The sequence below is a fragment of the Fructilactobacillus sp. X3R2C1 genome (assembly GCF_059901235.1).
The window spans coordinates 1-253 of sequence record NZ_JBWXVA010000058.1 but is presented as its reverse complement, the minus strand read 5'-3'; the positions used below and the strand labels follow the sequence as shown (position 1 = coordinate 253).

The 253-nt window shown below is 69.6% G+C and carries 1 protein-coding gene; it reads right to left on the bottom strand.

Going from position 1 to position 253, the window contains the following annotated elements:
- Positions 1–55 precede the first annotated feature (55 nt).
- Positions 56–253 (bottom strand): GlsB/YeaQ/YmgE family stress response membrane protein (locus AC6UDB_RS07145; RefSeq protein WP_500709572.1); only part of this gene is annotated, 198 nt, incomplete at its 5' end.

Genomic DNA, 253 nt, shown 5'->3' with positions numbered 1-253 from the left:
ATCCGGGCGCGCCGGGCGCGCCTTCGTCGGGAACAGGAAGGGAAGGGGAGCGGGGTCAGCGGCGGCCGCTGAACAGGCGCAGGACGGCCAGCACGGCCACCGCACCCACTACCGCACCGAGGAAACCGGCCGGCTCACCGGGGGCGTACCAGCCCATGTACTGGCCGAACCAGCCTGCCACCAAGGCGCCAATGATGCCCAGCACGATGGTCAGCAGGCAGCCCATGCGGTTGTTTCCGGGCATGAAGAAACG